Raw genomic sequence first — 26,030 nt, forward strand, 5'->3', positions numbered from 1 at the left:
AGGACGGAACCATGAGAGTGCGTACGACAACCGCCGCCGCCTGCGCCGCACTTGTCGCGCTGGCCCTGCTCACCGGCTGCAACCGCGAGTCCGGCGGCGGTTCGGGCGGCAAGAAGGTCGGCATCGATCTGCCGCGCAGCGACAGCGACTTCTGGAACTCCTACCAGCGCTACATCGAGCAGGGCGTCAAGGCCGGCGAGGTCTCCGCGCTGCCGCCCACCGACTCCCAGAACGACGTCGGCAAGCTGGTCTCCGACGTCACCGCCCTGACCGACCTGGGCGCCAAGGCGATCGTGATGGCACCGCAGGACACCGGCGCGATCGCCTCGACCCTGGAGAACCTGAGCCGGCGCAAGATCCCCGTGATCAGCGTCGACACCCGCCCCGACAAGGGCGACGTCTACATGGTGGTGCGCGCCGACAACAAGGCGTACGGCGAGAAGGCATGCAAGTACCTGGGCGAGCAGCTCAAGGGCGCCGGCGAAGTGGCGGAATTCCAGGGCGACTTGAGCTCCATCAACGGGCGCGACCGCTCCGAGGCCTTCAAGTCCTGCATGGACAAGAGCTACCCCGGCATCAAGGTCTACGAACTCGCCACCGACTGGAAGGGCGACATCGCCTCCGCCAAACTCCAGTCCACCCTCGCCGGGCACCCCGGTCTCGGCGGCATCTACATGCAGGCCGGCGGCGTCTTCCTCCAGCCGACCCTGGCCCTGCTCCAGCAGAAGGGCCGGCTGTTGCCGCCGGGCAGCGCCGGGCACATCACGATCGTCTCCAACGACGGCATCCCCGAGGAGTTCGACGCGATCAAGGCCGGAAAGATCGACGCGACCGTCTCCCAGCCCGCCGACCTCTACGCCAAGTACGCCCTCTTCTACGCCAAGGCCGCTCTGGACGGCAAGACGTTCCAGGAGGGCCCCACCGACCACGGCTCCACCATCGTCAAGATTCCGAACGGATACGAGGACCAGCTGCCCGCCCCGCTGGTCACCAAGGCCAATGTCGACGACGCCTCGCTGTGGGCCAACCAGCTGAGGAAGGGCTGACGATGGCCCCCGAACACCCTGCACCGGCACCCCGGGCCGCGGCGGACGAGCCCGCGGCCGCGCTGCACGCCCACGGCATCGTCAAACGCTTCGGACCCACCCGCGCCCTGGACGGCGTGGGCCTGACGGTCCGGCCCGGACAGTCGCACGCCCTCGTCGGACGCAACGGCGCCGGGAAGTCCACCCTCGTCGGCGTGGTCACCGGACTGCACCGGCCGGACGCGGGCACCGTCACCTTCGCCGGCGCACCCGCGCCCGCCTTCGGGGACCGGGCCGGCTGGCAGTCCAAGATCGCCTGCGTCTACCAGAAGTCCATGGTCGTCCCGGACCTGACCGTCGCCGAGAACCTCTTCCTCAACCGCTTCGAGGGCGAGCGCATCCGCTGGAGCCGGCTGCGCCGCCGCGCCGCGGACCTCCTCGCGGAGTACGGAGTGAACGTCGACCCGGACGCCCGGGCACGCGAACTCCCCGTGGAACAGCGCCAGTTCGTCGAGATCGCCCGGGCCCTGTCGTTCGGCGCCCGGCTCATCGTCCTGGACGAGCCCACCGCCCAGCTCGATGCGCGCGGCATCCAGCGCCTGTTCACCAAGCTCCGCGAACTCCAGTCGCAGGGCGTGGCGTTCCTGTTCATCTCGCACCACCTCCAGGAGGTGTACGACCTGTGCACCACGGTCACCGTCTACCGCGACGCCCGCCAGATCCTGACGGCGTCCGTCGCCGACCTGCCCAAGGACGAGCTGGTCGCCGCGATGACGGGGGAGCGGCCCGGCGCGAGCACCTCCTCCTGGCGGGCCGCCACCAGGGCCACGACGGCGGCGGAACCGGTCCTGGTGACCCGGGGGCTCGCCCTTGACGGCGCGTTCGAGCCGCTCGACCTCGCGGTGCGCCCCGGTGAGGTGCTCGGCGTGGCCGGCGCCGCGGCCAGCGGGAACACGGCGCTCGGCGAGACCCTCGTCGGGATGCGCCGGGCCACCGCCGGCCGGGTCACCGTGCGCGGCCGTACGGTGAGACCGGGCAGCGTGCCGCACGCCCTGGACGCGGGCATCGGCTACATCCCCGAGGACCGGCACCGCCAGGGCCTGGTGCCGGAGCGTTCGGTCGCCGAGAACGCCACGCTCACCGTCACCGACCAGCTCGGGCCGTGGGGGACCGTACTGCCCTCCAGGACACGGGAGTTCGCCCGCGCGATGATCTCCTCGCTCGACATCAGGACCCAGGGCCCCGAGCAACCCGTCTCGGGCCTGTCGGGCGGCAACCAGCAGAAGGTCGTGGTCGCTCGCGCCCTGGCCCGGAAACCGGCCGTGCTGGTCGCGGTGCGCCCCACGGCGGGCGTGGACGTGAAGTCCAAGGACGCGCTCCTCGGCGTGGTGCGCCAGGTCGCCGACCGGGGCAGCGCGGCGGTGATCATCTCGGACGAGCTCGACGACCTGAGGGTGTGCGACCGGGTGCTCGCCCTGTTCCACGGCCGGGTCGTGGCCCAGTACGACAGCGGATGGAGCGACGGCGAACTGGTCGCCGCGATGGAAGGCATGCACGGTGGGGAAGGCAGGCACGGTGTGGACGGCATGAACGAGGCGGGCGCCAACGGCGGCGAGGGGGAGCGGTGATGGCCGACACGGTGACCGAGGCACCGGCAGGGATGCGGGACACGAGCCCGCTCGGACGCTTCTCCCACATCCGCTGGAGCGACTTCTCGCTGGTCCCCGTGATCCTCGTCCTGGTGGTGATCGGCTTCGTCGTCTCGCCGGTGTTCCTCACCTCGGACAACCTGATCAGCGTCATCCAGCAGTCCTCCGAGCTGAGCCTGCTCGTCCTGGGACAGGCCCTGATCCTGATCTGCGGCCGCATGGACCTGTCCCTGGAGTCGACGATCGGCATCGCGCCCGTCATCGCGATGTGGCTGGTGCTTCCGTCCTCGGCGGGGGCCGGGCGCTTCACCGGAGTCGGCCTGCTGCCCGGCTGGACGGCGATCCCGGTCTGCCTCCTGGTCGGCCTGGCCATCGGCGCGTTCAACGGCTTCCTGATGCTGCGGCTGAACGTGAACGGCTTCATCGCCACGCTCGGGATGCTGACGATGCTGCGCGGACTGCACATCGGCATCACCGGGGGCCGCTCCATCATCGACATGCCGCCGTCCTTCCGCTACCTCGGGATGACGGACTGGCTGGGCGTGCCCGCCGCGGTCTGGATCTGCCTCGCGCTCTTCGCGATGGGCGGGGCGGCGCTGGCGTGGCTGCGCCACGGGCGGTCGCTGTACGCGATCGGCGGCAACCCGGAGGCGGCCCGGGCGGGGGGCATCCGGGTCGACCGGGTCACCTGGACCGTGCTGGCCGTCGGCGGCCTGCTGGCCGCGTTCGCGGGGATCCTCTACACCGGGCACTACGGCTCGGTCGCGGCGAACCAGGGCAACGGCTGGATCTTCCAGGTGTTCGCGGCCGCGGTGATCGGCGGTATCTCCCTGAAGGGCGGCCGGGGCACCCTCTTCGGCGCCCTGACGGGCGTCCTCACACTCCAACTGGTGGTCAACGTCATGACCTTGGGCGGGGTCCCCGCGCTCTGGAACCAGTTCCTCAACGGAGCGATCATCATCGTGGCCCTGGTGATCAGCCGCTTCGCGAGCGGAGAGAAGCAGGATTGAGGTCCCTCCGCGTCGCGCGTCACGGACAAGATCCGCGGGACCGGCCCCGGGGCCCGCCGAGCAGCGGGCGCGGGGCGGTGGGCGGCCGGGGGGCGGAACGCGCCACGGAGTTGGGTACCCTCTCGGTTGACTTCGGGGCGCCGGCGGGCCGAACTGCCGTGACAGGGGATGGATTTCATGAGTGCACCTTCCACCGACCTTTTCCAGCCGCTCAGGCCCGACGACCCGGACGCGGTGGGCGGCTATCGGCTGACCGCGGTCCTCGGCGCGGGCGGCATGGGCAAGGTGTACCTCTCCTACACGCCGGGCGGCCGGCCCATCGCCCTCAAGGTGATCCGGCCCGAGTTCAGCGAGGACCCCGAGTTCCGGCGGTGCTTCCAGCAGGAGGTGCGCGCGGCCCAGCGGGTGCAGGGCCTCTACACCGCCCCGGTCATCGACTTCGACACCGAGGGCACCCAGCCCTGGCTGGCCACGGCCTACGTGCCGGGTCCCTCCCTCGCGCACGCGGTGGCCCGGCACGGGCGGCTGCCGCTGCGCAGCGTGCTGCTCCTTGCCGTGGGCGTCGCCGAGGCGCTGCACGTCATCCACGGCGCGGGCATCGTCCACCGTGACCTGAAGCCGGCGAACGTGCTCCTGGCCGGCGACGGCCCCCGCGTCATCGACTTCGGCATCGCGCGCGCGGCGGACGCCACCTCGCTGACCGGCAGCGGCGTCAGCGTGGGCACGCCCGCCTTCATGGCGCCCGAACAGGCCGCCGCCGGCACGGTCACGGCGGCCACCGACATCTTCGCGCTCGGCCAGATCGTGGCGTTCGCGGCGATCGGCGCGCCCGCCTACGGCGAGGGGTCCTCGCACGCGGTGCTGTACCGCATCGTGCACGAGGAGCCCGACCTCAGCGCGCTGCCCGAGGAGCTGCGGCCCCTGGTGACGCGCTGCCTCAGCCGTGACCCGGCGGACCGGCCCTCCCTGACCGAGGTCATCCAGCTGTGCCACGACCTCTCCCCGGTGCCGCTGCGCCAGGGCGAGGACTGGCTGCCCCAGGCGGTCGCGGGCTCCATCACCGAGCGCCTGAAGCTGCCGGAACCGGCGAAGACCCCGCCGCCCCGGCCGGCCGTCGCGCCGACCCCCACCGAGGTCTCCGCCCAGCCCCCGACGCAGGGCGCGCATCCGAACGCGTACCTGCCGACCAGTCACGGCATCGCCGCCGCGCCGACCCAGGGCGTCCCCACGGGCCCGTCGCACGCCCCCATGGCTCCGGGCGCGATGGGACCCGGCTACCCGACACCGCCGCCCGGCCAACAGCCCGGCTATCCGACCCACCCCGGATACCAGACCCACCCCGGATACCAGACGCCGCCGCCCGGATACGGCCCCGGCTACCCGGCGACTTCGCCGGGCCACCACCCCGGCCATCCGGCGCCCGCGGCGAACGGCAAGCGCAAGGGCCTGATCATCGCGGGGTCCATCGTGGCGGCGGTGGCCGGCCTCGTGATCATCGGCGCTCTGCTGCCGAAGGGCGGCTCCCACGACAAGGCCAAGAGCAGCTCCCCCGTACCCGCCTCCTCCTCGGGCGCCAAGCGCAACGGGAGCACCGGCGGCTCCCAGAACAGCGGGCAGCAGCGCTCCGACCCCAAGCCGGCCTCGTACCAGGGCATCAACCTGACGGCCAACTACCAGCTGATGCTGGCCGACAACCCGCCGCGCCCCGGCTCCGGCGGCAACGCCGGGGTGATGTACAACCACGGAGATCTCTACTTCTACCGGGACAGCCTCTTCGGCGACACCAAGCTCGGCACCGACAACGGCAAGCTGGTCGTGCTGAACAACTCGGAGAAGGGTTCGCTGGCGACCTGCCGCGCCGAGACCCGCTACACCGACAAGGTCGGCCTCGACCAGCTCACGGACGGGTCGGAGGTCTGTGTGCTCAGCGACGCGGGCCACATCGCGGTGATGACCTACCGCGGCAAGTCGGGCGCGAACGACCCGAGCACCTACATCACCCTGGACCTCACGGTCTGGCGCAACGCCGAGGACCCCAAGAAGTCCTCCTGAGGCCCGGCGCGTTGGTGCCGCGCGGCCCCCGGGCTCACCAGGGGCCGCGCGGGGCGGTCAGAGCGTCGACCTCAGCCACTGCTCCACGCTCGCGATGTGCACCGTCGCCCAGGACCGGGCCGCCTCCGCGTCCCGGTCCCGCAACGCGGCCAGGATCGCCCGGTGTTCGCGCAGCGTCCGGCCCACCGCGTCCTCCTGGGTCAGGCCCCGCCAGATGCGGGCCCGGGTGGTGGGCCCGGAAAGCCCGTCGAGCAGTGAGCACAGCACCGAGTTCCCGGAGGCCGCCACGATGCCCCGGTGGAATTCGAGGTCCGCGAGGACCAGCTCCTCCACCGAGGGGGCATCGCCCAGGGCCGCCAACTGCGCGTCCAGCGAGGCCAGTTCGGGCTCGGTGATCCGGGGCGCCGCCATCGCGGTGGCGGCCGGCTCCAGGATGCGGCGTACCGCGAGGAACTCCAGGACCGTGTCGTCGCGGTGGAAGTCGACGACGAAGCTCATCGCCTCGAGCAGGACCTGGGGATCCAGGCTGGTGACATAGGTGCCGTCGCCCTGGCGGACGTCGAGGATGCGGATGAGGGACAGCGCCCGTACCGCCTCGCGCAGGGAGTTGCGCGACAGGCCGAGCTCCGCCGCCAGTTCGCTCTCCTTGGGGAGCCGGTCGCCCGGCCGCAGCGCACCGGAGACGATCATTTCCTTGATCTTCTCGATGGCCTCGTCGGTGACAGCCATGGGCGACCTCCAGACATCCGATGTATCGGCCCCCATTATGCGCGTCCCCGGGCCGCCGCGGCCGTACTCCCCGAAGTGCCCGGGGAACGCCGAAGGGGCGGCCCCTCGCGGGAGCCGCCCCTTCGCCGTTATGTGACGTACCGTCAGTTCTTCTCGCCGAGCAGATCGTCGACCTTGGCACGGATCTCGTCCGTGGCCAGACCCCGGATCGTCAGGGTCGTACGGCGCCGCAGCACGTCGTCCGCGGTCTCGGCCCACTCGTGGTCACGGGCGTAGGCGACCTGCGCCCAGATCTCGGGGGCGTCCGGGTGGACGCGCTCGGCCAGCGCCGGGTCCTCGGCGGCCAGGCGGGCGATGTCGAAGGAGAGCGAACCGTAGTGCGTGGCCAGGTGCTTGGCGGTGTCGGCGGCCATGTGCGGGCCGGACGACGCGCCGTCCACCATCAGGCGGTGGGCGACGGCACGCGGGTTGGCGATGCCGGGCAGCGGCATCTTGCCGGGGAGCTCGGAGATGGGCTCGAAGTCGTTGCCGAGCGGGTGCCCCGGCAGCTGCTCCAGCTTCTTCATCACGGTGCGGCCGATGTGGCGGAAGGTCGTCCACTTGCCGCCGGCCACCGACAGCATGCCGCCGCGGCCCTCGGTGACGACCGTCTCGCGCTTGGCCTTGGAGGTGTCGCCCGGACCGCCGGGCAGGACCCGCAGACCGGCGAAGGAGTAGGTGATCAGATCGCGGGACAGCTGCTGGTCGCGGATCGAGAACGCGGCCTCGTCCAGGATCTGCGCGGTGTCCGCCTCGGTGACCTTCACATCCGCCGGGTCGCCCTCGAACTCCTCGTCGGTGGTGCCGAGCAGGAGCATGTCCTCCCACGGCAGCGCGAAGGTGATCCGGTACTTGTCGATCGGGGTGGCCAGCGCCGCCTTCCAGGGCGCGGTGCGCTTGAGGACCAGGTGCGCGCCCTTGGAGAGGCGTATGGAGGGGGCCGAGTTCGGGTCCTCCATCTTGCGCAGGTGGTCGACCCAGGGGCCGGTCGCGTTGAGGACGAGCCGCGCGTCGACGCCGAACTCCTCGCCGTCCATGCGGTCCTTGAGGTCCGCACCCGTCACCCGGCCCTTGGTGAAGCGCAGCCCGGTGACCTCGGCGTGGTTGAGGACGACCGCGCCGGCCTCGACGGCGGCGCGCACCGTCATCAGGGCCATGCGGGCGTCGTTCATCTGGTCGTCGCCGTACACGGCCACGGCCTTCAGGTTGTCGGTGCGCAGCTCCGGCACGTCCGCCGCGGCCTTGGCGGGGGAGAGCAGGTGGCCGACGCCGTCACCGAAGGCGGAAAGCGCCGAGTAGGCGAAGACGCCCGCGCCCAGCTTGGCGGCGCCGTGCGGGCCGCCCTTGTACACCGGCAGGTAGAACGTGAGCGGGTTGGCGAGGTGCGGGGCCACCTGACGGGACACCGCACGCCGCTCGAAGTGGTTCTCCGCCACCAGCTTCACCGCGCCGGTCTGCAAGTAGCGCAGACCGCCGTGGAGCAGCTTGGAGGAGGCGGAGGAGGTGGCGCCGGCGAAGTCGCCGGCGTCCACCAGGGCCACCCGCAGACCGGACTGCGCGGCGTGCCAGGCGGTGGAGATGCCCAGGATGCCGCCGCCGATGACCAGGAGGTCGTACGTCGCCTTGGACAGTTGCTCCCGAGTCTCGGCGCGGCCCACTGCCTTGAAGGAAGACACAGTGGAGCCGGAAGCCGGGTGCGTCCCGAGGGCAGGGACGCTCTGCAAGGTGGTCATGTCGATTACTCCTCGTCCTCGATCCAGCCCATGGTCCGCTCTACGGCCTTGAGCCAGCTCTTGTACTCGCTGTCACGCCTGTCGGCGTCCATGCGAGGGGTCCATTCCGCCGCCCGGCGCCAGTTGGCGCGCAGCGCGTCGGTGTCCGGCCAGAAGCCGACGGCGAGGCCGGCGGCGTAGGCGGCGCCGAGGCAGGTCGTCTCGGCGACCATCGGACGCACCACCGGCGCGTCCAGGAAGTCCGAGAGGGTCTGCATCAGCAGGTTGTTGGAGGTCATGCCGCCGTCGACCTTGAGCGCGGTCAGCTCGACGCCGGAGTCCTTCGTCATGGCGTCGCTGATCTCGCGGGTCTGCCAGGCGGTGGCCTCAAGGACGGCGCGCGCGATGTGCGCCTTGGTGACGTACCGGGTGAGGCCGGCGATCACACCGCGGGCGTCGGGGCGCCAGTACGGGGCGAACAGGCCTGAGAAGGCCGGCACGAAGTACGCGCCGCCGTTGTCCTCGACCGAGGAGGCCAGGGTCTCGATCTCAGCGGCGGTCTTGATCATGCCCATCTGGTCGCGCATCCACTGGACGAGCGAGCCGGTGACGGCGATGGAGCCTTCGAGGGCGTAGACCGGCTTCTGGTCGCCGATCTGGTAACCCACCGTCGTCAACAGGCCGTTGTAGGAGTTGACGGGCTTGTCACCGGTGTTCATCAGCATGAAGGTGCCGGTGCCGTAGGTGGACTTGGCCTCGCCCTCGGAGAAGCAGGTCTGGCCGAACAGGGCCGCCTGCTGGTCACCGAGCGCGGAGGCGACGGGGATGCCGTCCAGGACGCCGCCCTTGGCGTGTCCGTACACCTCGGCGGAGGAGCGGATCTCGGGCAGCACGGCCGCCGGGATGTCCATGGACTGGAGGATCTTCTCGTCCCACGCCATGTCGTGCAGGTTCATCAGGAGGGTGCGCGAGGCGTTGGTGACGTCCGTGACGTGGACACCGCCGTCGGTGCCGCCGGTCAGGTTCCAGATGACCCAGGAGTCCATGGTGCCGAAGAGGATGTCGCCGCGCTCGGCGCGCTCGCGCAGCCCCTCGACGTTGTCGAGCAGCCAGCGCACCTTGGGGCCGGCGAAGTAGGAGGCGAGCGGAAGGCCGGTCTGGCGGCGGAAGCGGTCCTGGCCGACGTTGCGGCCGAGCTCGCGACAGAGCGCGTCGGTACGGGTGTCCTGCCAGACCAGCGCGTTGTGCACGGGCTCGCCGGTGTTCTTGTCCCACATCAGCGTGGTCTCACGCTGGTTGGTGATGCCGATCGCCTTGACGTCGGCGGAGGTGATGCCCGCCTTGTCGATCGCGCCCGCCACGACCTCCTGGACGTTGGTCCAGATCTCGGTGGCGTCGTGCTCGACCCAGCCCGGCTTGGGGAAGATCTGCTCGTGCTCCTTCTGGTCGACCGAGACGATCCGGCCGTCCTTGTCGAAGACGATGCAGCGGCTGGAGGTGGTGCCCTGGTCGATGGCCGCGATGAACGGGCCGGAGGAGTGGATCTCGCTCATGGGTGCTCCTGGGAAGTCCGAAGGGAAGTCGTCGCGTCTCGTCAGGCGAAGGCGATGTTGTATATGCCACCGGCGATCGCTCCGCCGATCAGCGGGCCGACGACCGGGATCCACGCGTAGCCCCAGTCGGAGCCGCCCTTGTTGGGCAGCGGCAGCAGGGCGTGCACGATGCGCGGGCCGAGGTCGCGGACCGGGTTGATCGCGTAGCCCGTCGGGCCACCGAGCGAGAGGCCGATGCCGACCACGACGAGCGCCGTGATCAGGACACCGATGACGCCGAGTCCCTTGCCATCGCCGTTGAGGCCCTGCGTCAGGATCGCGAGAACCAGCACGATGGTGGCGATGATCTCCGTGACGAGGTTCTGGACCACGTTGCGGATCTCCGGGCCGGTCGAGAAGACGCCGAGCACCGGGCCGGCCTCGCTCTCTCGGGCCTCGACGGACTTGGCGTCACCGACGATCTCGCGGTCGGTCAGATGGGCGTGGAACTGGCCGTAGTAGGCCAGCCACACCAGCACCGCGCCGAGCATGGCGCCGAGGATCTGTCCGCCGAGGTACACGGGGACGTCGCTCCACTTGGTGCCGCCCTCGATCGCGAGACCCAGGGTCACCGCGGGGTTGAGGTGGGCGCCCGAGAGGGGAGCGGAGATGTAGGCGCCGGTCAGCACCGCGAAGCCCCACCCGAAGGTGATCGCGAGCCATCCGGCGTTACGCGCCTTCGAGCGCTTCAGCGTGACGGCGGCGCACACGCCGCCGCCCAGCAGGATGAGAACGGCGGTACCGATGATCTCGCCGATGAAGATGTCGTGGCTGGACACCCGCGACTCCTTTGTCCTTCGTCCAGGGGGAAACCCCAACAAGCAGAGCGCCGGATTCCTCCGGTGATCCGCGCTCTCAGGTGAGAGCTGCTGGCCCATGGCGTTGTCACACTCTAACTCGTATTGCCGGTAGGTGTTCGACAATGCCGACCGCTGCACGGCAGTTTTGTCCGCGGTCATGGGGACGTCAAGACTTTGTGTGACCGGGATCCCGGATCGTTACCAGGTGGTACGAACCCCCAAACGCCGACCCGGGCGCGAGAGCAAGATCATGTACTGGTATGGGGCCCTCGGACGCGGATACCGCCGGGGGTACGCCGGGCCCGCGCACTGGGCCGTCCAGGGGGCATGTGGCCGCGCGTCAGGGCGAACGGTGGAGCGACCGGCGGCACGGGCGCGCGGACCGCCGCGAGGCCCCGCTCATGGTCCTAGAAGCGCCCGGCGCCCAGGTCCCGGGAGACCGCGCGGGCGCAGTCGCGCACCGCCGCCACCAGCTCGGGCCGCACCTCGCCGTCCTGGCAGACCCGCTCCACGGCGCCCGTCACCCCCACCGCGCCGACCGGCATCCGGCGCCGGTCGTGGATGGGCGCCGCCACCGAGGCGACGCCCTCCCAGGTCTCCTCGACGTCCGAGCCCCAGCCGCGCGCCCTGATGAGGTCGAGTACGCCCTCGAAGCCGTCCTGGGCGGTCACCGTGCGAGGGGTGAACGCCTCGCGCACGCTCTCCACCGCCTCGGTGTGGGCCACCGGGTCGTACGCCGAGAGCACCTTGCCCAGGGCCGTCGAGTGCAGCGGCTGCATGGCGCCCACTTCGAGGACCTGCCGGCTGTCGTCGGGCCGGAAGACGTGGTGCATGATCAGCACGCCCTGCTGGTGCAGCACCCCCACGTACACGCTCTCGCCGCTGGAGCGGGCCAGGTCGTCCGTCCACACCAGCGCGCGGGCCCGCAGCTCGTGGACGTCCAGATAGCTGTTGCCCAGGCGCAGCAGCTCGGCGCCCAGCTGGTAGCGGCCCGACGCCGGGTCCTGCTCCACGAAGCCCTCGGCCTGCAAGGTGCGCAGAATGCCGTGTGCGGTGCCCTTGGCCAGGCCCAGCGAGGAGGCCACGTCGGAGAGGCCGAGCCGTCGCTCGCCCCCCGCGAGCAGTCGCAGCATGGCGGCCGCCCGTTCGAGCGACTGAATGTTGCGCGCCATCGCGCTCCCTCCCTTGGGGCACTGCTGAACCGGCGGCGCCGCTGGAGCGACCGGCTCTGAGATCTACTGGTTCGACAATGCTGAACAGTATCGGCCGTTGTCGACCTCGTGTCACCGTGGCCGTCGCCCCCGGCCGGAGTTCGGGGCGCCGTCAGGGGGCCCGGAGCGAGCCGTCCGCCCCCTGATACAGCCGCGCGCCGCCCCGGGCCGCCCGTTACGCTGGCCGCGTGCGCCCTCCCTCCGGACGGCGCAAAGCCGACAGCCGTCGCACTCCAGGGAGCACAACCATGGCCTCGTTGCCGACCCCCTCCGCTGACAGCCGGACCCGTATCGACGCCCTCCGCGCGGCACTCGCCTCCCGGGTGGTGGTGGCCGACGGTGCGATGGGCACCATGCTTCAGGCACAGGACCCGACCCTGGAGGACTTCCAGGACCTCGAAGGGTGCAACGAGGTCCTCAACGTGACCCGGCCCGACATCGTGCGCTCGGTCCACGAGGCGTACTTCGCGGTCGGCGTGGACTGTGTGGAGACCAACACCTTCGGCGCCAACCACACCGCGCTCAGCGAGTACGACATCGCCGAGCGCGCCTTCGAGCTCTCCGAGTCGGGCGCCCGCATCGCCCGCGAGGTCGCCGACGCGTTCACCGCCTCGACCGGACAGCAGCGCTGGGTGCTCGGCTCCATCGGCCCCGGCACCAAGCTCCCCACCCTGGGCCACGTCGACTACACCACCCTGCGGGACGGCTTCCAGGCCAACGCCGAGGGGCTGATCGCGGGCGGCGCCGACGCCCTCATCGTCGAGACCACCCAGGACCTGCTCCAGACCAAGTCGGCCATCCTCGGCGCCCGCCGCGCCATGGAGGCGGCCGGAGCCGAACTGCCGCTGGTGGTCTCGCTCGCCTTCGAGACGACCGGCACCATGCTCCTCGGCTCCGAGATCGGCGCCGCGCTGACCGCGCTCGAACCGCTCGGCGTCGACATGATCGGCCTGAACTGCTCGACCGGGCCCGCCGAGATGAGCGAGCACCTGCGCTATCTGACCCGGCACTCGCGCATCCCGCTGCTCTGCATGCCCAACGCCGGCCTGCCCGTCCTGACCCGCGACGGCGCCCACTTCCCGCTCGGCCCCGAAGGTCTGGCCGACGCCCAGGAGAACTTCGTCCGCGACTACGGCCTGTCCCTGGTGGGCGGCTGCTGCGGTACGACCCCGAGCACCTGCGCCAGGTCGTGGAGCGGCTGCGCGGGGCGGTGCCGGGCGAGCGCCGGCCGCGCCCCGAGCCCGGCGCGGCCTCGCTCTACCAGACGGTGCCCTTCCGCCAGGACACCTCCTACCTGGCGATCGGCGAGCGCACCAACGCCAACGGCTCGAAGAAGTTCCGGGAGGCCATGCTGGAGGGCCGCTGGGACGACTGTGTGGAGATGGCACGCGACCAGATCCGCGAGGGCGCCCACATGCTCGACCTGTGCGTCGACTACGTGGGCCGCGACGGCGTGGCCGACATGGCCGAACTCGCGGGCCGCTTCGCCACCGCCTCCACCCTGCCCATCGTGCTCGACTCCACCGAACTCCCCGTCATCCAGGCCGGGTTGGAGAAGCTGGGCGGCCGCGCGGTCATCAACTCCGTCAACTACGAGGACGGTGACGGGCCCGAGTCGCGGTTCGCGAAGGTCACCAAGCTGGCCGTCGAGCACGGCGCCGCCCTGATCGCGCTGACCATCGACGAGGAGGGCCAGGCCCGCACCGTCGAGACGAAGGTCGCGATCGCCGAGCGCCTCATCGAGGACCTGACCGGCAACTGGGGGGTGCACGAGTCGGACATCCTCATCGACACCCTCACCTTCACCATCTGCACCGGCCAGGAAGAGTCGCGCAAGGACGGGATCGCCACCATCGAGGCGATCCGCGAGCTCAAGCGCCGCCACCCGGACGTGCAGACCACGCTCGGCCTGTCCAACATCTCCTTCGGTCTGAACCCGGCCGCCCGTGTCGTGCTCAACTCCGTCTTCCTCGACGAGTGCGTCAAGGCCGGCCTCGACTCGGCGATCGTGCACGCCTCCAAGATCCTGCCGATCGCGCGCCTGGAGGACGAGCAGGTCAAGGTCGCCCTCGACCTGATCTACGACCGGCGCAGCGAGGGCTACGACCCCCTCCAAAAGCTCATGGAGCTGTTCGAGGGCGTCAACATGAAGTCCATGAAGGCGGGCAAGGCCGAGGAACTCCTGGCCCTGCCGCTGGAGGAGCGCCTGAAGCGCCGCATCATCGACGGCGAGAAGAACGGTCTGGAGGCCGATCTCGACGAGGCGCTCCAGTCCACCCCGGCCCTCGACATCGTCAACAGCACCCTGCTCGCCGGCATGAAGGTGGTCGGCGAGCTGTTCGGCTCGGGCCAGATGCAGCTCCCGTTCGTGCTCCAGTCCGCCGAGGTCATGAAGACGGCGGTGGCCCATCTGGAGCCCCACATGGAGAAGTCGGACGCCGAAGGCAAGGGCACCATCGTGCTGGCCACCGTGCGCGGCGACGTCCACGACATCGGCAAGAACCTCGTCGACATCATCCTGTCCAACAACGGCTACAACGTCGTCAACCTCGGCATCAAGCAGCCGGTCTCCGCGATCCTCGACGCCGCGCAGGAGCACCGCGCCGACGTCATCGGCATGTCCGGCCTCCTGGTCAAGTCCACCGTGATCATGAAGGAGAACCTGGAGGAGCTGAACCAGCGCAAGCTGGCGGCCGAGTACCCGGTCATCCTCGGCGGCGCGGCCCTGACCCGGGCCTATGTCGAGCAGGACCTGCACGAGATCTACGAGGGCGAGGTCCGCTACGCCCGCGACGCGTTCGAGGGGCTGCGGCTCATGGACGCCCTGATCGGCGTCAAGCGCGGAGTGCCCGGCGCCGTACTGCCCGAGCTCAAGCAGCGCCGCGTCCCCCAGCGCCCCGTGACATCGGCGGCCGACGTCGAGGAGCCCGAGGGCTCGGTCCGCTCGGACGTGGCCACCGACAACCCGGTGCCCACCCCGCCGTTCTGGGGCACCCGCGTCGTCAAGGGCATCCCGCTCAAGGAGTACGCGTCCTGGCTGGACGAAGGCGCCCTGTTCAAGGGCCAGTGGGGCCTGAAGGAGGCACGCAAGGGCGGGCCCACGTACGAGGAGCTGGTGGAGACCGAGGGCCGCCCGCACCTGCGCGGCTGGCTCGACAAGCTGCACACCGAGGGCCTGCTGGAAGCGGCCGTCGTCCACGGCTACTTCCCGTGCGTGTCCAAGGGCGACGACCTGATCCTGCTCAACGACGACGGCTCCGAGCGCACCCGCTTCACCTTCCCCCGCCAGCGCCGCGGCCGCCGGCTGTGCCTCGCGGACTTCTTCCGCCCGGAGGAGTCCGGCGAGACCGACGTCGTCGGCCTCCAGGTCGTCACCGTCGGCTCCCGCATCGGTGAGGAGACCGCCAAGCTCTTCGAGGCCAACGCCTACCGCGACTACCTCGAACTGCACGGCCTGTCCGTGCAGTTGGCGGAGGCGCTCGCCGAGTACTGGCACGCCCGGGTGCGCTCCGAGCTCGGCTTCGCCGGTGAGGACCCCGCGGACGTGAACGACATGTTCGCGCTGAAGTACCGCGGCGCGCGCTTCTCGCTCGGCTATGGCGCCTGCCCCGACCTGGAGGACCGCGCAAAGATCGCCGAGCTGCTCGAACCGGAGCGGATCGGCGTCCACCTCTCCGAGGAGTTCCAGCTCCACCCGGAGCAGTCCACCGACGCCATCGTCATCCACCACCCCGAAGCCAAGTACTTCAACGCCCGATGACGGGGCGCCCCCGGTAATTCAGCGCGTGTTCAGCGGGTCCGACGTACACTGGTCGGCCCAGACGAGGCCGGTCGCTTTTCCCAGCTGGGGAAGGCGGCCGGCCTTCTCGTCCCTCCAGGAGGTGTGCCGATGACCAGTACGGTCCCCGCTGCCGTCGCAGGTTCCCCAGCTCTCGACGCCACCCGGACGCGGCAGAGCGCGACGGGCGAGGGCGGTGCGCTCCAGGCCGTCCTGCTCGACATGGACGGCACCCTCGTCGACACCGAGGGCTTCTGGTGGGAGGCCGAGTGCGAGGCGTTCGCGACCCTCGGGCACGTCCTGGACGAGTCGTGGCGGGACATCGTGGTGGGCGGCCCCATGACGCGCAGCGCGGGCTTCCTGATCGAGGCCACGGGCGCCGACATCTCCATGCCCGAGCTGACCGTACTGCTCAACGACCACTTCGAGGCCCGGATCGCGCGCGGGGTGCCGCTGATGCCGGGCGCCGCCCGGCTGCTCGACGAGCTCGCCGCCCATGACATCCCGACCGCCCTGGTCTCCGCCTCGCACCGGCGCATCATCGACAAGATCGTGGACTCGCTCGGCCCGTCCCACTTCGCCCTCACCGTCGCCGGCGACGAGGTGGCCCGCACCAAGCCGCACCCCGACCCGTATCTGATCGCGGCCCGCGGGCTCGGCGCGGACCCGGCCAGATGCGCGGTCGTGGAGGACACCGCGACCGGGGTCGCGTCCGCCGAGGCGGCCGGCTGCCGGGTGGTCGCGGTGCCCTCGGTCGCCGCCATCGCGCCCACCGGGGGCCGCGTCGTGGTCGACTCTCTCGAAGAGATCGACCTGGCCTTTCTGCGGGCGCTGATCACCCGCCTGAACTGATCTGTTCACCCAGCGTGTGTCGTTGAATACGACAGAAACACATCGCAGCCGGGCGTTCATTTTGCGTGACCTCGTGGGCGCCCGAATTCACACCCCGTCAAAGGGACCCCCGTGGTGACGTTCGTCACCCGACGGGGGGTCGACAGGAGCCCGATCCGGACACTCCGGGCCCCTCGGAGGCACCCTTGTGTCCCGTTTGGTGAGCCGGTGTACGAAACATTCCGGCACTTCTATATCGGTGGGCCGGTATTGAGCCGGACCACCCGATTCCCCGCGTGCCGACGCCAGTTCCAGCTTTTCCCGCGGCGACCACTAATCTCGTCCGAGAACTTCGCCGCACCCTCATCTGCCCCGCCGCACACCAAGTGGACGGGAACGCAGGTCCGATCGCACAAACCCGGCCCGATCGCCCCGCCCCGAACGGGCGGCCGCGGCGGAGTGTCCCGTACACAGCTGTACCCCAAAGTGCCGGACAAGGGAGATCGTCCAGGATGAACCGCAAGACTTTGGTGCTGTCGGCCGTAGTGGGCCTGCTCGCTCCCGTACTCGTCGCCTGCGGCGGATCGGAGAGCGGAGGAGACGGCGGCAAGACCATCGTCGTGGGCACCACGGACCAGTTCGTGGCAACCAAGGACGCCCCTGCCCCCTTCGATCCCGCGCATGCCTATGAGACGGGCATCTGGAACGTGATGCGGCAGAGCACGCAGTCGCTCGTCCACGTTCCGCGCGGCGGTGGCCTGCCCGTTCCCGACGCGGCCTCCACGTGCAATTTCACGGACAAGGAGAACGAGAGCTACCGCTGCACCCTGCGCAGCGGCCTCGAGTTCGCCGACGGCACCAAGGTGACCGCCGATGACGTGAAGTACTCGATCCAGCGCGTGCTCGACATCAAGGACGACAACGGCCCCGCCGGTCTCCTGGACAACATCGACACCATGGAGACCAAGGGTGAAGGCGAGATCGTCTTCCATCTGAAGACGCCGGACGCCACCTTCCCGTACAAGCTCGCGACGCCCGCCGCGGGAATCGTGCCGAAGGACAAGTACCAGCCGAAGAAGCTCCGCGACGGCTTCGAGATGGACGGCTCCGGGCCGTACACCATGAAGGCCGAGGTCAAGAACGAGCAGGTCGTGAAGTTCACCTTCACCAAGAACCCGAACTACCAGGGTGATGTGAAGTTCGCGAACGACAAGGTCGAGCTGCGCTCCTTCCCGACCGCCGAGGCGATGGGCACCGCCCTCGCCAAGGGCGACATCGACCTCATGGCCCGCGCCATGACGCCCGGGCAGATCCAGCAGATGCAGGTCAGCCCGAACAAGGACGTCAACCTGGTCGAGATGCCCGGCCTGGAGATCCGCTACCTCGGCTTCAACACCGACGACCCGTCGGTGAAGAACAAGGCGGTGCGCCAGGCGCTGGCCCAGGCCATCGACCGCAGCCAGCTGGTGAGCAAGGTGTACGGGCAGACCGCCGAGCCGCTGTACTCGCTGATCCCCACCTCGATCGCCGGGCACACCAACTCGTTCTTCAACAAGTACGGCGAGAGCAGCAAGGCCAAGGCCCAGAACATCCTGAAGAGCGCGGGAATCCAGACGCCCGTCAAGCTCACCCTCAACTACACCAAGGACCACTACGGTTCGATCACCGAGGACGAGTTCAAGAACCTGTCGGCGCAGCTGAACGCGACCGGTCTGTTCAGCACGACCGTCCAGGGCACCGAGTGGTCGAAGTTCCGCCCGGCGCAGAAGAAGGGCGAGTACGCGGTCTACGGCCTCGGCTGGTTCCCCGACTTCCCGGACCCGGACAACTTCGTCGCGCCGTTCTTCGGCAAGGACAACTTCCTCAACACCCCCTACGTCAGCAACGACATCCGCAACACGTTGATCCCGCAGTCGCGGGTGGCGGCCGACCGCAACCAGGCCTCCAAGACGTTCGAGCAGATCCAGGACATCGTCGCCAACGACGTCCCGGTCGTCCCGCTGTGGCAGGGCAAGCAGTACGTCGCGGCCCGCAGCGACATCACCGGCACCGAGTGGGCCATCAACTCCTCCTCCGACCTCCAGCTCTGGGAGCTCGGGCGGGGCAAGAAGTAACGCAGGGCCCGGCCGCGGCCCTGCCGCGCCGGGCGGACCTTTTGTTGAGCATGACTGTGAGGCACGTGCGCGTGAAGATACGGAACCGATGGCTGGCGGCCCCGCTCGCGGCGGGGGTGGCGGCCGGCCTGGTGAGCGGCTGCGGCACGCAACAGGGCGGCGCCTCGTCCGGCGACGACGGTGCGGTGGTCATGGGGATGTCCGACGACATCCTGGCCACCGACCCCGCCTCGGGTTACGACCCCGGTTCCTGGCTGCTGTTCAACAACGTCTTCCAGTCCCTGCTCAGCTTCCCCAAGGGCAGCTCCACACCGCAGCCCGAGGCGGCGCAGGAGTGCAGCTTCGACAAGGGCGGCTCGACCGTCTACCGCTGCACCCTGCGCCCCGGCCTCACCTTCAGCAACGGCGACCCGCTGACCTCCGAGGACGTCAAGTACTCCTTCGAGCGCGTGCTGAAGATCAATGACGACAACGGTCCCGCGCCGATGCTCGCCACTCTCGGCAAGGTAGAGACGCCGGACGCCAAGACGGTGGTCTTCCACCTCAAGGTCCCGGACGCCACCTTCCCCAGCAAGATCGCCTCGGGCGCCGGCTCGATCGTCGACCACGCGCAGTACCCCGCCGACAAGCTGCGCACCGACGGCAAGGCGATCGGATCCGGCGTCTACAAGCTGGACTCCTTCGCCGAGAAGCAGGCCGTCTTCTCGGTCAACTCCTCCTACAAGGGCACCGTCAAGGCCAAGAACTCCGGCCTGACCCTCAAGCTCTTCCACGGCGACCAGAAGAACCTGGCGGCCGCCCTCAACAAGGGCGACATCGACCTCGCCTACCGAGGCCTCACCGCCAAGGACATCGCCGCCCTCCAGACCTCGACGACGGCCGACAAGCAGGGCATCAACGTCATCGAGGGCACCAGCGCCGAGGTCCAGGACCTGGTCTTCAACATGAAGGACCCGGTCGCGGGCAAGATCGGCGTGCGCAAGGCGATCGCCTACCTCGTCGACCGCGAAGCCCTGGTGCGCGACGTGTACTCGTCCACCGCCAGCCCCCTGTACTCGGTCGTCCCGAGCGGCATCACCGCCCACAGCACCGCCCTCTTCGACGAGTACGGCGGCAGCCCACAGCCCGCCAAGGCGAAGGCGGCCCTGCACTCGGCGGGCATCAACGGCAAGGTCAAGCTGACCCTGTGGTCCACGCCGAGCCGCTACGGGCCGTCCACCGACGAGGAGTTGAAGGCGATCGCGAGCCAGCTCAACGCGAGCGACCTGTTCGACGCCGATGTGAAGTCCGTCGAGTTCAAGCAGTACGAGAAGGACATCGAGGCCGGCAAGTACGGCGTCTACGTGAAGGGCTGGGTCCCCGACTATCCGGACCCGGACAACTTCACCCTGCCGTTCTTCGGCAAGGGCAACGTGCTGTCCAACCACTACACCAACAAGCAGATCACCGACGAGATCCTCCCCTCGACCGCGGCCACCGCCGACCGCGCCGCCACCGAGACGGACTTCGCCAAGCTCCAGGACATCGTCGCCGACGAACTCCCCGTCCTCCCGCTGTGGCAGGGCAAGCAGTACGCGGTGGCCCGCACCGGAATCACCGGTCTGGAGTGGACCCTGGACGCCTCGACGGTCTTCCGCTTCTGGGAGATCAAGAAGAGCTGAACGGCGGGCAGTCCCCGCCACGCCGGCAGGGACTACGCCACCGGGTTCTCCAGCAGCGTTACGCGGTTGCCGTCCGGGTCCTCCAGGGCGGCGAACCGGGTACGCACACCGCCGGTCTGCACCGGCCCCGCCGTAAGACCGCGCTCCGCCACCTCGGACAGAGCCTCGTCCAGCGAAGGCACCTCCAGGTTGAGCAGGGTCGAGCCGGCGTGGGCCGGGTCCTCGAAGACCTGGAGCCAACCGCTCGCGGTGAGATGCCAGTCGGCCAGCGATGCCATCGGCCGGCGGTCCGCCGGGCGCCCCAGCAGCCGCTCGTACCAGGCCACCGCGATGTCGATGTCCCGTACCGGAGCGACCATCAGTACGCGAGTCACGTCCATGAGAACCACCTGCTTCCAGAGCGCGTTCTTGATGCCGTCTCTCCTACAGACACCATCCGAACCCCGAACTCATCGGTCCCGGCACCACCGCAGTCGTCCCACCCCGCCGACCCCCGCCCCGCCAGGGGCGCGAGGAACTGCGCGCCCAGCCACACACGACCGGTGGTCGAAATACGCCCGCACCACCGGGGTAGGGGGTCCGGGGCGGAGCCCCGGTGCCTCAGGGAGCCACCCCCGTCACTGCGCGCCGGGCCGAACCAACCCACTCTCATACGCATAGACCGCCGCCTGCACCCGATCCCGAAGCCCCAGCTTCGTCAGCACATGCCCCACATGCGTCTTCACCGTCGTCTCGCTGACGAACAGATCCGCCGCGATCTCCGCGTTGGACAACCCGCGGGCGACCAGCTTCAGCACCTCGACCTCGCGGTCGGTCAGCGTGTGCAGGGTGTCCGGCACCGGCTCCTCGCCGGACGGCAGATGGTCGGCGTACTTGTCGAGCAGCCGGCGTGTGATCGAGGGCGCCAGCATCGCCTCGCCGCCCGCGACCACCCGGATCGCCTGCACCAACTCGTTGGCGGGCGCGTCCTTCAGAAGGAAGCCGCTCGCCCCGGCCCGCAGCGCCTCCACGACGTACTCGTCGAGATCGAACGTGGTCAGGACGAGCACCTTCGCGGGGCCGTCCTTGCCGGGCCCGCTGATCTGGCGGGTCGCCTCCACCCCGTCCATCCGCGGCATCCGGATGTCCATCAGGACCACATCGGGCTGGAGCGCCCGCACCTGATCGAGGGCCTGGAGACCGTCACCGGCCTCGCCGACCACCGCGATGTCCTGCTCGGCCTCCAGGATCATCCGGAAGCCGGTGCGCAGCAGCGGCTGGTCGTCGACCAGTAGGACGCGGATCGCCACGGGTACTCCTCATCAGGATTGCTGGACCGGGCCCATTCTGCCCTGCTCACCGATGGTGGGTTCGGCCGGGCGCGGGCCACCGGCCGCCGCCACGCCCGACGCGCACCGGGCCGAGAACGGCCGTACCTCAGCCTGCCGTCTCCGGCGCCGCGGTGATGGACAGCGGGTAAACCGGGGGAGTCCCCCCGAATTCCGGACAGACCGCCTGGTGGTCGCACCAGCCGCACAGCTTGGTCGGCCGGGGCAGCCACTGGCCCGTCTCGGTGGCGAGCCGGATCGCCTCCCACAGCGCGTGCAGCTTCCGCTCCACCTGGACGAGATCCGACTCGACCGGGTCGTAGGTCAGCACATCGCCACTGCCCAGGTACACCAACTGGAGCCGCCGTGGCACGACCTGCTTCAGCCGCCACACCACCAGCGCGTAGAACTTCATCTGGAAGAGCGCGCCCTCCGCGTACTGCGGACGCGGGGCCTTGCCCGTCTTGTAGTCGACGATGCGCACCTCACCGGTGGGCGCCACATCCACCCGGTCGATGACACCGCGCAGCCGCAGCCCCGACTCCAGCTCGGTCTCGACGAAGAACTCCCGCTCCACCGGCTCCAGACGGGTGGGGTCCTCAAGCGAGAACCACCGCTCCACCAGCCGCTCGGCCTCGCCCAGCCACTTGCTGAGCCGCTCGCCCCCAAGATCGTCGGCGAACAGCTCGGTCAGCTCCGGCTTCGCTTCGAGCAACCGGTCCCACTGCGCCGGGATCATCGACTTGGCGCGCGGCGCGGTGCGCTCGGCCGCCGGATCGTCAAAAAGCCGCTCCAGGACGGCGTGCACCAGCGTGCCGCGGGTGGCGGCCTCGCTCGGCTTCTCGGGCAGCCGGTCGATCACCCGGAACCGGTACAGCAGCGGGCACTGCATGAAGTCGTTCGCCCGCGACGGCGACAGCGACGTGGGCTGCTGTGCGGCCGCGGCCCCACCGGTGCTCTCACTCATGACTCAGACCCTACGACCCGCCACTGACAGCGAGCGGAATACCATCGACGACGGGCGCCCTCACCCTGCATGATCGTGGCATCGCACCATGCAGCGAACATTCGGCGGACGAGGAGAGTCCGGCCGGGGCTCCGGGGCAGGTTGCCCGGAACAGGCATCGTACCGACGAAGGGAACCCGTGGAAGACAGCGGCGAGAGCGGCGAGCGCGGACGGCCGCGGTCCGGCGCACAGGACAACAAGCCCCGAGGTGGTGGCCCGGGTAAGGGCAAGCAGCCCCGCCCCGGCCCCGGCGGGGGCATCCTGATGGGCCGCCCGTTCGGAGTGCCCGTCTACGTCGCCCCCAGCTGGTTCCTGGTCGCCGCCCTCATCACCTGGGTCTTCGGCGGTCAGCTCGACCGCGTCCTGCCCGAACTCGGCGCCGCCCGCTATCTCGTCTCGCTCTTCTTCGCGGTGGCCTTCTACGCCTCCGTACTCGTCCACGAACTCGCCCACACGGTGGCCGCGCTCCGCTTCAAACTGCCGGTCCGCCGCATCCAGCTCCAGTTCTTCGGCGGCGTCTCCGAGATCGAGAAGGAGACCGAGGAGCCGGGCCGCGAATTCGTCCTGGCCTTCGTCGGCCCCCTGCTCTCGCTCGTCCTGTCCGGCGTCTTCTACCTCGGCATGAAGGCCGTCGAACCCGGCACCGTCCCCGGCGTCCTGCTGGCCGGCCTGATGATCTCCAACCTCATCGTGGCCGCCTTCAACCTGCTGCCCGGCCTGCCCCTGGACGGCGGCCGGATGCTCCGCGCCGTCGTCTGGAAGATCACCGGCAAGCCCATGACCGGCACCATCGCCGCCGCCTGGGTCGGCCGCGCCCTCGCCGTCACCGTCCTCATCGGCCTGCCGATGCTCACCCAGACCGGGGTGCTCGGCAACTCGCCCGACGAGGTCAGCGGCATGGACACCGTCACCGACGCGCTGCTCGCCGCCATCCTCGCCGCGATCATCTGGACCGGCGCCGGCAACAGCCTGCGGATGGCCCGGCTGCGCGAACACCTCCCCGAGCTGCGCGCCCGCACCCTCACCCGGCGTGCCGTCCCCGTCGAGTCCACCACCCCGCTCTCCGAGGCGCTGCGCCGCGCCAACGAGGCGGGCGCCCGCGCCCTGGTCGTGGTCGACGGACACGGCGACCCGACCGCGCTGGTGCGCGAGGCCGCCATCGTGGGCGTCCCCGAACACCGCCGCCCCTGGGTCGCCGTCAGCGGCCTCGCCCAGGACCTCACCGACGGCATGCGCGTCCCGGCCGAACTCGCCGGGGAGCCCCTGCTCGACCTCCTGCGGGCCACCCCCGCCAGCGAGTACCTGGTCGTCGAGGAGACCGGCGAGATCTACGGGGTGCTCTCCGCGGCCGACGTCGAGAAGGCATTCGTCGCGGCCATGGCGCGGCCCGGCTCCTAGTTCCGGCAGCCACCGCCGTGGCGTTCGAGACCTGGAACGGCCGGTACTCTGGTCGTATGTCCGAACCGACCGGTGCCGCCCGCCGTCGCGGGCCCTTCAAGGTCGGGGACCAGGTCCAGCTCACCGACCCCAAGGGACGCCACTACACCTTCACGCTCGAAGCCGGGAAGAATTTCCACACCCACAAGGGTTCCTTCCCGCACGACGAGCTGATCGGTGCTCCCGAGGGCAGTGTTGTCCGTACCACGGGAAACGTCGCCTACCTCGCGCTGCGCCCCCTGCTCCCCGACTTCGTCCTGTCCATGCCCCGCGGCGCCGCCGTGGTCTACCCCAAGGACGCGGGGCAGATCCTGGCCTTCGCCGACATCTTCGCCGGCGCCCGCGTCGTCGAGGCAGGGGTCGGCTCGGGCTCGCTCAGCGCCTTCCTGCTGCGCGCCATCGGCGACCACGGAATGCTGCACTCCTACGAGCGCCGCGAGGACTTCGCCGAGATCGCCACGCAGAACGTGGAGCGCTACTTCGGCGGTCCCCACCCGGCCTGGCAGCTCACCGTCGGCGACCTCCAGGACAACCTGTCGGACACCGACGTCGACCGCGTCATCCTGGACATGCTCGCCCCCTGGGAGTGCCTGGACGCCGTCTCCAAGGCGCTCGTCCCCGGCGGCATCCTGTGCTGCTACGTGGCCACCACCACCCAGCTCTCGCGCACCGTCGAGTCCATCCGCGAGATCGGCTGCTTCGCCGAGCCGCAGCCCTGGGAGTCGATAATCCGCAACTGGCACGTCGAGGGACTGGCCGTGCGCCCCGACCACCGGATGATCGGCCACACCGGCTTCCTGGTCACCGCCCGCCGCCTCGCCGACGGCGTGGAACCCCCGATGCGCCGCCGCCGCCCCGCCAAGGGCGCGTACGGCGACGACTACGAAGGCCCCAACAAGGACTGACCCCAGTTCTGAGGCTGGGCCTCGTACAACGAACCGGCGCCGCCGCCGAGTTCCCGGACCGACACGGGAACTCGGCGGCGGCGCCTTTGCGTTGTGCCTCTTGCCCCGGTATTCCGCCCACCTGTGACGTGTGGCACGATGCTGGCCACCCCACCACCCGCACCGCCCTTCACAGGAGACCTTCCGCGTGCAGAATGCCGCCGTCCCTGAGCTCGCGCACACCCACGCCCGCCCCCTGCACTGGATCGCCACCGCGACCGCGATGGCGGGCGTGGTCGCCCTCGCGGGCTTTCTGACGCCGGACGCGGCCACCGCCTCCCAGACGGCGGCCCCAGGCGCCGGCGCCCCCCTGACGACGGTGGCCGCCCCCGATCCGGGCACGGTCACCTACCCCCTGGACTGTGGAAACGTGGGCACGGTGGTGGAGAAACAGGCCACCGGAGACCTCGACGGCGACGGCGTGCCGGAAACCGTGGCGGTCGTGCACTGCAAAGCCGGCGGCGGCACCCCGCCGCACGGCGTCTACGTCCTGACGCGGCCCGCCCTCAAGGGAGCGCCGCCCCGCCTGGTGGCGACACTGCTCGATCCCGAGGACCGGCGGACCGTCACCGACTTCGCGGTGCACGACGGTGTGGTGGCGGCCACACTGCTCGGCTACTCCTCCGACGACGTGCCGCGCTTCAGGCCCGACGTCCGCCAGGACGTCAAGTGGCGCTGGCGGGGCGGGAAGTTCGTCCGCTCGACCGGCGCCGCCGCGAGGGGCGTCTGAGCCCCGCGACACCGGCCCGGGAGGACCGGACACGGCGTCCGGTCACCCCAACATCACTCCGCGTCGGGGCCGTACACCTCGACGCTGTCCGAAACCCGACGTACGTGAATGCAGTCGCCCGGGCACTCCTTGGCCGAGTCCACGACGTCCTGGAGCAGCGGCAGCGGGACGGGCGTCGTGGCCCGCGGCGACTGCAACAACTCGTCGTCGGAACTCTTCACATACGCAAGCCCGTCGATGTCCAGCTCGAAGACCTCGGGCGCGTACTGGACACAGATGCCGTCGCCGGTGCACAGGTCCTGGTCGATCCAGACTTCGAGAGCCTCGTTCATGTGCCTGCCGTTCCTGCGCGAGTGAATCAATCGGTGCCAGCCCTGAAGGGTGTTGACTCCATCGACGATA

19 protein-coding genes and 1 pseudogene are annotated in these 26,030 nt (G+C 70.1%); 11 read left to right on the forward strand and 9 right to left on the reverse strand.

Going from position 1 to position 26,030, the window contains the following annotated elements; translation table 11 throughout:
- Positions 1-11 precede the first annotated feature (11 nt).
- The 4 genes from DWB77_RS30150 to DWB77_RS30165 all read left to right on the forward strand — a co-directional run bounded on the left by DWB77_RS30150 (position 12) and on the right by DWB77_RS30165 (position 5,736).
- A complete protein-coding gene (locus DWB77_RS30150) occupies positions 12-1,046 on the forward strand; it encodes a sugar ABC transporter substrate-binding protein (protein ID WP_120724931.1) in 1,035 nt (344 codons plus the stop codon).
- Positions 1,047-1,048: 2 nt separating this feature from the next.
- The gene (locus DWB77_RS30155; RefSeq protein WP_120724933.1) at positions 1,049-2,653 is read left to right on the forward strand and encodes a sugar ABC transporter ATP-binding protein; all 1,605 of its coding nucleotides are present in this window, start codon (positions 1,049-1,051) and stop codon (positions 2,651-2,653) included.
- 32 nt (positions 2,654-2,685) lie between these two features.
- Positions 2,686-3,684 (forward strand): ABC transporter permease, encoded by a 999-nt coding sequence (locus DWB77_RS30160; RefSeq protein ID WP_246033935.1) that lies wholly within the window; start codon positions 2,686-2,688, stop codon positions 3,682-3,684.
- A 177-nt stretch (positions 3,685-3,861) separates the two neighbouring features.
- A complete protein-coding gene (locus DWB77_RS30165; RefSeq protein ID WP_174248649.1) occupies positions 3,862-5,736 on the forward strand; it encodes a serine/threonine protein kinase in 1,875 nt (624 codons plus the stop codon).
- Positions 5,737-5,793: 57 nt separating this feature from the next.
- Here DWB77_RS30165 and DWB77_RS30170 read toward each other — a convergent pair whose 3' ends face one another.
- The 5 genes from DWB77_RS30170 to DWB77_RS30190 all read right to left on the reverse strand — a co-directional run bounded on the left by DWB77_RS30170 (position 5,794) and on the right by DWB77_RS30190 (position 11,780).
- On the reverse strand, positions 5,794-6,465 hold the full coding sequence (locus tag DWB77_RS30170; protein WP_120724939.1) for a FadR/GntR family transcriptional regulator: 672 nt from the start codon (positions 6,463-6,465) through the stop codon (positions 5,794-5,796).
- 143 nt (positions 6,466-6,608) lie between these two features.
- On the reverse strand, positions 6,609-8,237 hold the full coding sequence (locus DWB77_RS30175) for a glycerol-3-phosphate dehydrogenase/oxidase (RefSeq protein ID WP_120724941.1): 1,629 nt from the start codon (positions 8,235-8,237) through the stop codon (positions 6,609-6,611).
- Positions 8,238-8,242: 5 nt separating this feature from the next.
- Positions 8,243-9,769: a glycerol kinase GlpK gene (gene glpK / locus DWB77_RS30180; RefSeq protein WP_120724943.1), complete on the reverse strand. Its 1,527-nt coding sequence runs from the start codon at positions 9,767-9,769 to the stop codon at positions 8,243-8,245.
- Positions 9,770-9,810: 41 nt separating this feature from the next.
- Entirely contained in the window at positions 9,811-10,587 is a 777-nt protein-coding gene (locus tag DWB77_RS30185; protein ID WP_120724945.1) for an MIP/aquaporin family protein, read from the reverse strand.
- Positions 10,588-11,015: 428 nt separating this feature from the next.
- Complete coding sequence (locus DWB77_RS30190) at positions 11,016-11,780, reverse strand: IclR family transcriptional regulator (protein ID WP_120724947.1); 765 nt, start codon at positions 11,778-11,780, stop codon at positions 11,016-11,018.
- Positions 11,781-12,067: 287 nt separating this feature from the next.
- Here DWB77_RS30190 and metH point away from each other — a divergent pair.
- The 4 genes and pseudogenes from metH to DWB77_RS30210 all read left to right on the forward strand — a co-directional run bounded on the left by metH (position 12,068) and on the right by DWB77_RS30210 (position 20,203).
- A pseudogene (gene metH / locus DWB77_RS30195) lies at positions 12,068-15,579 on the forward strand (methionine synthase).
- A gap of 129 nt (positions 15,580-15,708) precedes the next feature.
- Positions 15,709-16,449 (forward strand): HAD family hydrolase, encoded by a 741-nt coding sequence (locus DWB77_RS30200; protein ID WP_120724949.1) that lies wholly within the window; start codon positions 15,709-15,711, stop codon positions 16,447-16,449.
- A gap of 491 nt (positions 16,450-16,940) precedes the next feature.
- A complete protein-coding gene (locus tag DWB77_RS30205) occupies positions 16,941-18,542 on the forward strand; it encodes an ABC transporter substrate-binding protein (RefSeq protein WP_120724950.1) in 1,602 nt (533 codons plus the stop codon).
- A gap of 71 nt (positions 18,543-18,613) precedes the next feature.
- A complete protein-coding gene (locus tag DWB77_RS30210) occupies positions 18,614-20,203 on the forward strand; it encodes an ABC transporter substrate-binding protein (protein WP_174248650.1) in 1,590 nt (529 codons plus the stop codon).
- Positions 20,204-20,235: 32 nt separating this feature from the next.
- Here DWB77_RS30210 and DWB77_RS30215 read toward each other — a convergent pair whose 3' ends face one another.
- From DWB77_RS30215 to DWB77_RS30225, 3 genes are all read right to left on the reverse strand, one after another.
- Positions 20,236-20,583 carry a VOC family protein gene (locus DWB77_RS30215; RefSeq protein ID WP_120724954.1) on the reverse strand — a complete coding sequence of 116 codons (348 nt, stop codon included), beginning with the start codon at positions 20,581-20,583 and terminating at the stop codon, positions 20,236-20,238.
- Between the two features lie 237 nt (positions 20,584-20,820).
- Positions 20,821-21,492, reverse strand: coding sequence for a response regulator (locus DWB77_RS30220; RefSeq protein ID WP_120724956.1), 672 nt, complete (start codon positions 21,490-21,492; stop codon positions 20,821-20,823).
- A gap of 127 nt (positions 21,493-21,619) precedes the next feature.
- Complete coding sequence (locus DWB77_RS30225; RefSeq protein WP_120724958.1) at positions 21,620-22,477, reverse strand: RecB family exonuclease; 858 nt, start codon at positions 22,475-22,477, stop codon at positions 21,620-21,622.
- 178 nt (positions 22,478-22,655) lie between these two features.
- Here DWB77_RS30225 and DWB77_RS30230 point away from each other — a divergent pair, with 178 nt between their 5' ends.
- The 3 genes from DWB77_RS30230 (at position 22,656) to DWB77_RS30240 (ending at position 25,628) form a co-directional block, all read left to right on the forward strand.
- Entirely contained in the window at positions 22,656-23,915 is a 1,260-nt protein-coding gene (locus tag DWB77_RS30230) for a site-2 protease family protein (protein ID WP_120724960.1), read from the forward strand.
- Positions 23,916-23,971: 56 nt separating this feature from the next.
- A complete protein-coding gene (locus tag DWB77_RS30235) occupies positions 23,972-24,859 on the forward strand; it encodes a tRNA (adenine-N1)-methyltransferase (RefSeq protein WP_120724962.1) in 888 nt (295 codons plus the stop codon).
- A 187-nt stretch (positions 24,860-25,046) separates the two neighbouring features.
- Complete coding sequence (locus DWB77_RS30240; protein WP_120724964.1) at positions 25,047-25,628, forward strand: hypothetical protein; 582 nt, start codon at positions 25,047-25,049, stop codon at positions 25,626-25,628.
- 53 nt (positions 25,629-25,681) lie between these two features.
- On the opposite strand, the gene DWB77_RS30245 is transcribed toward DWB77_RS30240, so the two are convergent.
- The gene (locus tag DWB77_RS30245) at positions 25,682-25,960 is read right to left on the reverse strand and encodes a ferredoxin (RefSeq protein ID WP_120724966.1); all 279 of its coding nucleotides are present in this window, start codon (positions 25,958-25,960) and stop codon (positions 25,682-25,684) included.
- Between the last annotated feature and the right edge of the window lie 70 nt (positions 25,961-26,030).

The sequence above is a fragment of the Streptomyces hundungensis genome, assembly GCF_003627815.1.
Lineage (GTDB): Bacteria > Actinomycetota > Actinomycetes > Streptomycetales > Streptomycetaceae > Streptomyces > Streptomyces hundungensis_A.

Bases quoted from the DNA above. Each gene is read 5' to 3' on its own strand.
- DWB77_RS30150 (WP_120724931.1), top strand. From the start codon at position 12: ATGAGAGTGCGTACGACAACCGCCGCCGCCTGCGCCGCACTTGTCGCG.
- DWB77_RS30155 (WP_120724933.1), top strand. From the start codon at position 1,049: ATGGCCCCCGAACACCCTGCACCGGCACCCCGGGCCGCGGCGGACGAG.
- DWB77_RS30160 (WP_246033935.1), top strand. From the start codon at position 2,686: ATGCGGGACACGAGCCCGCTCGGACGCTTCTCCCACATCCGCTGGAGC.
- DWB77_RS30165 (WP_174248649.1), top strand. From the start codon at position 3,862: ATGAGTGCACCTTCCACCGACCTTTTCCAGCCGCTCAGGCCCGACGAC.
- DWB77_RS30170 (WP_120724939.1), bottom strand. From the start codon at position 6,465: ATGGCTGTCACCGACGAGGCCATCGAGAAGATCAAGGAAATGATCGTC.
- DWB77_RS30175 (WP_120724941.1), bottom strand. From the start codon at position 8,237: ATGACCACCTTGCAGAGCGTCCCTGCCCTCGGGACGCACCCGGCTTCC.
- glpK (WP_120724943.1), bottom strand. From the start codon at position 9,769: ATGAGCGAGATCCACTCCTCCGGCCCGTTCATCGCGGCCATCGACCAG.
- DWB77_RS30190 (WP_120724947.1), bottom strand. From the start codon at position 11,780: ATGGCGCGCAACATTCAGTCGCTCGAACGGGCGGCCGCCATGCTGCGA.
- DWB77_RS30200 (WP_120724949.1), top strand. From the start codon at position 15,709: ATGACCAGTACGGTCCCCGCTGCCGTCGCAGGTTCCCCAGCTCTCGAC.
- DWB77_RS30205 (WP_120724950.1), top strand. From the start codon at position 16,941: ATGAACCGCAAGACTTTGGTGCTGTCGGCCGTAGTGGGCCTGCTCGCT.
- DWB77_RS30215 (WP_120724954.1), bottom strand. From the start codon at position 20,583: ATGGACGTGACTCGCGTACTGATGGTCGCTCCGGTACGGGACATCGAC.
- DWB77_RS30225 (WP_120724958.1), bottom strand. From the start codon at position 22,477: ATGAGTGAGAGCACCGGTGGGGCCGCGGCCGCACAGCAGCCCACGTCG.
- DWB77_RS30235 (WP_120724962.1), top strand. From the start codon at position 23,972: ATGTCCGAACCGACCGGTGCCGCCCGCCGTCGCGGGCCCTTCAAGGTC.
- DWB77_RS30245 (WP_120724966.1), bottom strand. From the start codon at position 25,960: ATGAACGAGGCTCTCGAAGTCTGGATCGACCAGGACCTGTGCACCGGC.